10 protein-coding genes are annotated in these 6,000 nt (G+C 61.8%); 6 read left to right on the forward strand and 4 right to left on the reverse strand.

Translation table 11 applies throughout. The features are described 5' to 3' along the window. Positions 1-38: 38 nt before the first annotated feature. Entirely contained in the window at positions 39-1,376 is a 1,338-nt protein-coding gene (locus P9A16_RS14510) for an aspartate aminotransferase family protein (protein ID WP_023514243.1), read from the reverse strand. 145 nt (positions 1,377-1,521) lie between these two features. Between P9A16_RS14510 and P9A16_RS14515 the strand changes: the two genes are divergently transcribed. Further along, entirely contained in the window at positions 1,522-2,070 is a 549-nt protein-coding gene (locus P9A16_RS14515; protein WP_023514244.1) for a cupin domain-containing protein, read from the forward strand. Positions 2,071-2,129: 59 nt separating this feature from the next. Here P9A16_RS14515 and P9A16_RS14520 read toward each other — a convergent pair whose 3' ends face one another. Beyond that, on the reverse strand, positions 2,130-2,930 hold the full coding sequence (locus tag P9A16_RS14520; RefSeq protein WP_023514245.1) for a response regulator: 801 nt from the start codon (positions 2,928-2,930) through the stop codon (positions 2,130-2,132). A gap of 149 nt (positions 2,931-3,079) precedes the next feature. On the opposite strand from P9A16_RS14520, the gene P9A16_RS14525 reads away from it, so the two are divergent. Next, the gene (locus P9A16_RS14525) at positions 3,080-3,277 is read left to right on the forward strand and encodes a NepR family anti-sigma factor (RefSeq protein ID WP_023514828.1); all 198 of its coding nucleotides are present in this window, start codon (positions 3,080-3,082) and stop codon (positions 3,275-3,277) included. A gap of 78 nt (positions 3,278-3,355) precedes the next feature. Here the strand turns inward: P9A16_RS14525 and P9A16_RS14530 are convergent, their stop codons facing one another. Both P9A16_RS14530 and P9A16_RS14535 read right to left on the reverse strand, forming a co-directional pair. Further along, complete coding sequence (locus tag P9A16_RS14530) at positions 3,356-3,616, reverse strand: YMGG-like glycine zipper-containing protein (RefSeq protein WP_023514829.1); 261 nt, start codon at positions 3,614-3,616, stop codon at positions 3,356-3,358. A 29-nt stretch (positions 3,617-3,645) separates the two neighbouring features. Beyond that, complete coding sequence (locus tag P9A16_RS14535) at positions 3,646-3,801, reverse strand: DUF3309 family protein (RefSeq protein ID WP_023514830.1); 156 nt, start codon at positions 3,799-3,801, stop codon at positions 3,646-3,648. A gap of 178 nt (positions 3,802-3,979) precedes the next feature. Here P9A16_RS14535 and P9A16_RS14540 point away from each other — a divergent pair, with 178 nt between their 5' ends. The 4 genes from P9A16_RS14540 to P9A16_RS14555 all read left to right on the forward strand — a co-directional run bounded on the left by P9A16_RS14540 (position 3,980) and on the right by P9A16_RS14555 (position 5,562). Next, on the forward strand, positions 3,980-4,318 hold the full coding sequence (locus tag P9A16_RS14540) for a hypothetical protein (protein ID WP_023514831.1): 339 nt from the start codon (positions 3,980-3,982) through the stop codon (positions 4,316-4,318). A gap of 81 nt (positions 4,319-4,399) precedes the next feature. After that, positions 4,400-4,597 (forward strand): CsbD family protein, encoded by a 198-nt coding sequence (locus P9A16_RS14545; RefSeq protein ID WP_023514832.1) that lies wholly within the window; start codon positions 4,400-4,402, stop codon positions 4,595-4,597. Between the two features lie 169 nt (positions 4,598-4,766). Continuing rightward, positions 4,767-4,931 carry a DUF1328 domain-containing protein gene (locus P9A16_RS14550; RefSeq protein ID WP_023514833.1) on the forward strand — a complete coding sequence of 55 codons (165 nt, stop codon included), beginning with the start codon at positions 4,767-4,769 and terminating at the stop codon, positions 4,929-4,931. 130 nt (positions 4,932-5,061) lie between these two features. Beyond that, on the forward strand, positions 5,062-5,562 hold the full coding sequence (locus P9A16_RS14555) for a TIGR00645 family protein (protein ID WP_024270286.1): 501 nt from the start codon (positions 5,062-5,064) through the stop codon (positions 5,560-5,562). Positions 5,563-6,000: the final 438 nt, after the last annotated feature.

A 6,000-nucleotide genomic window follows, 5' to 3' on the forward strand; every position in this document is an offset into this window, starting at 1 on the left:
CGATGTGCAGTGCCAAGCCGCTTCCGGCAGGGCCGAATTCAGGCGGCGCGCTTCAGGGCGTCGCCGAGGATCGAGACGATGTCCTCGAAATGCTTCTTCTCGGCGATCAGCGGCGGCGAGAAGGCGATGATGTCGCCGGTGACGCGGATCAGGAGGCCCTTCTCGAAGCAATCGACGAAGACGTCATAGGCTCGCGCCCCCGGTGCGCCGTCGCGCGAGGCAAGCTCGATGCCGGCGATGAGGCCGATCGTGCGGATGTCGATGATGTGCGGCAGGCCCTTCAGCGAATGTATCGCCGCATGCCAGTCGTCCTGCAATTCGGCGCCGCGGGTGAAGAGACCCTCGTCGCGGTAGATGTCGAGCGTCGCGATGCCGGCGGCGCAGGCCACTGGATGGCCGGAATAGGTGTAGCCGTGGAAGAGCTCGATGGCGTTTTCCGGCCCATGCATCAGCGCATCGTGCACCTTTCTGCTGGCGAAGACTGCGCCCATCGGGATGGCGCCGTTGGTCAGGCCCTTGGCGGTTGTCACGAGATCCGGCGTCACGCCGAAATAATCGGTGGCGAAGGCCGCGCCAAGGCGTCCGAAGCCGGTGATGACTTCGTCGAAGATCAGGAGGATGCCGTGCTTGTCGCAGGTCGCGCGCAGCTTTTCGAGATAGCCCTTCGGCGGGATCAGCACACCGGTGGAGCCGGCGACCGGCTCGACGATGCAGGCGGCGATGGTTTCCGCGCCGTGCAGCGCGACCAGCCGCTCCAGGTCGTCGGCAAGCTCGGCGCCATGCTCCGGCTGGCCCTTCACATAGGCGTTCTTCGCAAGGTCGTGGGTATGGCGCAGGTGGTCGGAGCCGGGGAGCTGCGGGAAGACGCGGCGGTTGTTGAGAATGCCGCCGACCGAAATACCGCCGAAGCCGACGCCGTGATAGCCGCGCTCGCGGCCGATGAGGCGCGTGCGCGTGCCCTGTCCGATGGCGCGCTGGTAGGCAATGGCGATCTTCAATGCGGTATCGACCGATTCCGAGCCGGAGCCGGTGTAGAAGACGCGGTCGAGCTTGGCGCCGTCAGGGCCGGGGGCGATCTCGGCCAGCCGCTCGGCGAAATCGAAGGCGACCGAATGGCCCATCTGGAAGGAGGGCGCGAAATCCATCTCGGTGAGCTGGCGCTCGACCGCGGCGGCGATCTGCCGGCGGCCATGGCCGGCATTGACGCACCACAAGCCTGCGGTGCCGTCGAGCACCTGGCGGCCGTCGGCGCTGGTGTAGTACATGCCTTCGGCGGCAGCGAGCAGGCGCGGCGCGGCCTTGAACTGGCGATTGGCGGTAAAGGGCATCCAGTAGCTGTCGAGCACCGGTGCATTGGGCTTGTTGTGAACGTTCATGGGAGATCTCCTCTGGCTGGCGGGATTGACGCCATGATTTGCGATGCCGAACAAGTCCTTTTCTTCTTGACGCCAACTGATTGAAAATTAAGGATATGGATCAATCAGTTTTCGATATTTCGAACATCTAGAACAGGAAGCGGCCATGTCGGTCGATATCGGGGGCAGGCTGCGCCATCTGCGCATGGCCCACAATCTCTCCCAGCGCGAACTCGCCAAGCGCGCGGGCGTTACCAATTCGACCATTTCGCTGATCGAATCCAACGCCTCCAACCCGTCGGTCGGTGCACTGAAGCGCATCCTCGACGGCATCCCGATCGGTCTTGCGGAGTTCTTCGCCTTCGAGCCGGAGCGCCCCAAGAAGGCCTTCTACCGGTCGGACGAGTTGATCGAGATCGGCAAGGGACCGATTTCCTTCCGCCAGATCGGCGAAAACACCTTCGGCCGCAGCCTGCAGATCCTGAAGGAGTGCTACCAGCCCGGCGCCGACACCGGCAAGGTGCTGCTGGTGCATGATGGCGAGGAGGGCGGCATCGTGCTCTCCGGCCGGTTGGAGGTGACGGTGGACGACGAGCGGCGCATTCTCGGTCCGGGCGATGCCTATTATTTCGAAAGCCGCCGTCCGCACCGTTTCCGCTGCGTCGGCCCGGTGCCGTGCGAGGTCATCAGTGCCTGCACCCCGCCGACTTTCTGATATGGCAAGGAGGCAACGGCGCTGTTTCGTTCACGCCGTCGCCCTGTCTGCCCCGGCGCTCAGGCCGATTTGGCCAGCCGTGCCTGCTCGTCGAAGAACAGCGCCTGGCTGATCAGGGCCTTTACCATATCCGGATTGAACGGCTTGGTGACCAGGAAGGCCGGTTCCGGCTTTTCACCGGTCAAGAGCCGCTCCGGGAAGGCCGTGATGAAGATGACCGGGATCGTGCTGTTCTTCAGGATATCGTTGACGGCGTCGATGCCCGAGCTGCCGTCGGCCAGCTGGATATCGGCCAGCACCATGCGCGGCGAGGTGCGGTGGTAGAGCTCGACGGCCTCCGAATGGGTGCGCGCAATACCCGTCACGTTGTGGCCGAGGCCCTTCACCATGTCCTCGATGTCCATGGCGATCAGCGGCTCGTCCTCGATGATCATGATATCGGTTGCCACCTGCCGCGAGATGTCGCGCGAGGCTTCGTCGAGCAGGGCGGCGAAGCGCTCTTCCGGCATATCGAGAATGTCGGCGCCCTCGGCAAGGTCGAAGCCCTCGACGGCGACCAGCAGGAAAGCCTTGCGCTCCGCCGGCGGCAGGTTGGCAAGGTTGGCGGCCGCCTGGCGCTCCCAGCCGAAGGGGGACGTATTTTCCGGCAGCGTCACGTCGAGATTGTCGAACAGCGTGCAATAGAGCCGGTAGAGCGCAATCCGGTCGCTTCTCCCCTCGGGGTAGAGTGTGATATCGGCGACGAGCGCCTCAAGCATGGCTGCGACATAGGCGTCGCCCGAGGTCTGGGAGCCCGTCACTGCACGGGAAAACCGCCTCAGATAGGCGAGATGCGGTGCGATACGGGTGGAAAGTGACATTTAGTTCTCCCTGAATATGTTCCGCATCGGAACCGTTTCCGCTAGAGTTCACCATGCGGAAACCTATTGGTAGCATTCTAAGTCTGACTTGCTATTGGGAATCTGGGGCAAAAGGAAGATAGCGGGTGGCATCGGATGGAAACAAGACCATGATCGAGCCCAGTAAAGACAAGAAGCGTGCCGGGCGGGATGTCCCCGTCAAGGCCGCTTTCGACCCCAACGGCCCGATCGGCCGCAAGCTTAAGTCGTTTTACGACGTCATCGAAACGGAACCCGTGCCCGATCGTCTTCTCGATCTTCTGGAAAAGCTCGACGAGGCCGAGCTTCGTGCCAAGAGCGGTCCCTGAAAACATTCTTCCGTCCAGTTCCAGACATCAAGAAACGGGCCCGAGGGCCCGTTTCCCGTTTGTTGACCTTCGATCGCCTCAGCGGCAGCGCGCTTCGTAGCGACGGCCGTACCGGTCGCGGTAGATGCAGTAGCCGCTACGATCGGAGCGGGCGATGAGATAGCCCGCCGCACCGCCGATGGCGGCACCTGCAAGCGCGCCGCCGGCGCGTCCCGTCACGACACCGCCGATGATGGCGCCCGTGCCCGCGCCGATCGCGGTGCCGCGTTCGGTCTGGGTACAGGCGGTGAGCGTCACCGTGGAGGCGACGAGGGCAAGCGCGATGATGGTGTTCTTCATGGTTCCGGCTCCTGGCTTGGGTGGGGGGATCAGATACGTCCCATGAGGACGAGGATGAGAAGGATGAGCACGATCAGCCCGAGGCCGCCGGAGGGACCATAGCCCCAGCTTCGGCTGTATCCCCAGTTCGGCAGGGCGCCGATCAGAAGCAGGATGAGAATGACAAGGAGAATGGTGCTGAGCATCGGTGCTTCCTTTCACGTCCGGTTCGCGTTCGAGCGATGGGCCGAAAACGGGCCGTAGCGAATTTTGTTCCCGAAAATGTGACAACACCGTCATCGGCTCTCGCCGGAACTTTCTAGGCTCCGTTCCGTTTCCAATGCCAACCGATGGGTGGTGACCCGACGGGTGATGGAGAGAGAAATGGAACACATAGCCGCAATCATGCTTCTGGTCGGCTGCAGCCATGGCGGCCTCACCTGCGAAGAACTGCAAGCGCCCCAGGTGGCGTTCGAGACCATGGAAGACTGCGTCGGCGCCCTGCCGGCCGCTTTGGGCGGGGCAGGGGCGGGCAAGCGTCTCGTGCATGGCCGCTGCGCGGTCGTCGATCCGGCCTGGGTCGAGGAAAATATTGAGATTACCTGGCGCGTCAGCCGCCAGAACGGTCTTGAGGTGCATGTCCGGCCGACCAGTCCGCCGGCAGGGGACATGATCGTCGCCGACAACGCTCACCCGGCCCAAGCGGCGGCGCGGATGCATTGATAGGGTGAGGAACCTTTCCGGCACTTGCCGGTTTCCTCTTGGTCAACGCCATGCGTTCAATGGAACAGAAAGGACAGCGACATGAACTGGGATATTATCGAAGGCAAGTGGAACGAGTACAAGGGCAAGGCCCAGGCTCAGTGGGGCAAGCTCACCGATGACGACCTCGATGTCATCAAGGGGCGCCGCGTCGAGCTTTCAGGCAAGATCCAGCAGCGTTACGGCCTCGCCAAGGAGGAGGCCGAGCGGCAGATCGACGACTGGACGCGCCGTCACTAGAACGGACGCCGACCGCATCGGTCACCGCTCATGCCGCCGCAGCCGAAAGGCCGCGGCGGCATTGTTTTTGGCGACAGGGCTCGCCCTGAAATCCTTTGTTCGATGACGGTTCTGGGAACTTTTTATCGCGCCCCTCGTTTCTCCATCGATACAAAGAAGGAGTTCGAAAATGCTCTATTATGCTGTGGTCTTTCTCGTGATCGCCCTTGTTGCCGGCCTGCTCGGCTTCGGCGGCATTGCCGGCGCATCGGCCGGCATCGCGCAGATCCTGTTCTTCGTCTTCCTGGCCCTTCTGGTTCTTTCGCTGATCGCGGGCCTGTTCCGACGGGCATGAGGACGAAACAGACCGGAAAGGGCGGCGTTCGCGGACGCCGCCCTTTTTTGCGTCTGCGAACGACCCTTGCGGGGCTTCGAGCCATTGGTTAACAACGCATGAACTTGCCGAATCCCTTGGAGCCTGACCGATGAAATCCCTCGAACTCCTGGTCGAACGCATCATCCTGTCGAGCCGCTGGATCCTGGTGGTCTTCTATCTCGGCCTCGTCGCGGCGCTTGCCGTCTATGCGGTGTCCTTCCTCTACAAGTTCGCCAAGGTGGCGATGAACGTCTTCGTCTACGACGATGCGGAGATGATCCTCGCCATGCTCGGCCTCATCGATGCGGCGCTGGTCGCCAGCCTCATCCTCATGGTCATGATCGCCGGCTACGAGAATTTCGTCAGCCGTTTCGACGAGGCGGAGGCGGATGTCTCGTTCCTCGGCAAACTCGATTCCGGCAGCCTGAAGATCAAGGTTGCCTCGTCGATCGTCGCCATCTCCTCGATCCACCTGCTGCAGGTCTTCCTCAACGTGCAGCAGTATACCGACACCAAGCTGATGTGGCTGACCTTCATTCACCTCGCCTTCGTGGTTTCGGCGGTGCTGCTCGGTTTCCTCGAACAGATCATGTCCAAGCTGAAAGGCTGAAAGCCTTGCCAAGATCGGGAGAGGAGGGCGCCGCGGATATCCGCTGGCGCCCTTTTCTTTTGGCGCGACGTCAAGTGAAACCGTCACGCTGTCCCCGACATTCTCGTTATGCACCGGGTGCCTTTGCCGTGTCGCTGCGCAATATCCCCCTCCCACCCCTCTGTTTGACCATCTGGACAAAGTTTTCCGCCGTGATTTGGGGGTTGCGAAGGGTGTTCAGGGGGCATCCAACCTTCCGTCAGAGTGAAAATCATTTATTTTCAACATCTTACACATTTTTGAAGTTTTCTTGAAAATGTCTGTTGACGTAAGCGGATGAGTGGGCCTATAACCCGGCCATCGAACGAGAGCGGCGGCGCTTCTGGCGGCCGACGAACTCGCTCTAGGGTTTCCTGATGGAGCTGGTGAGAATTGAGCCTGATTTGGTTCGGGTGATTT

It is taken from the genome of Shinella sp. 838 (assembly GCF_029623935.1).
Classification (GTDB): domain Bacteria; phylum Pseudomonadota; class Alphaproteobacteria; order Rhizobiales; family Rhizobiaceae; genus Shinella.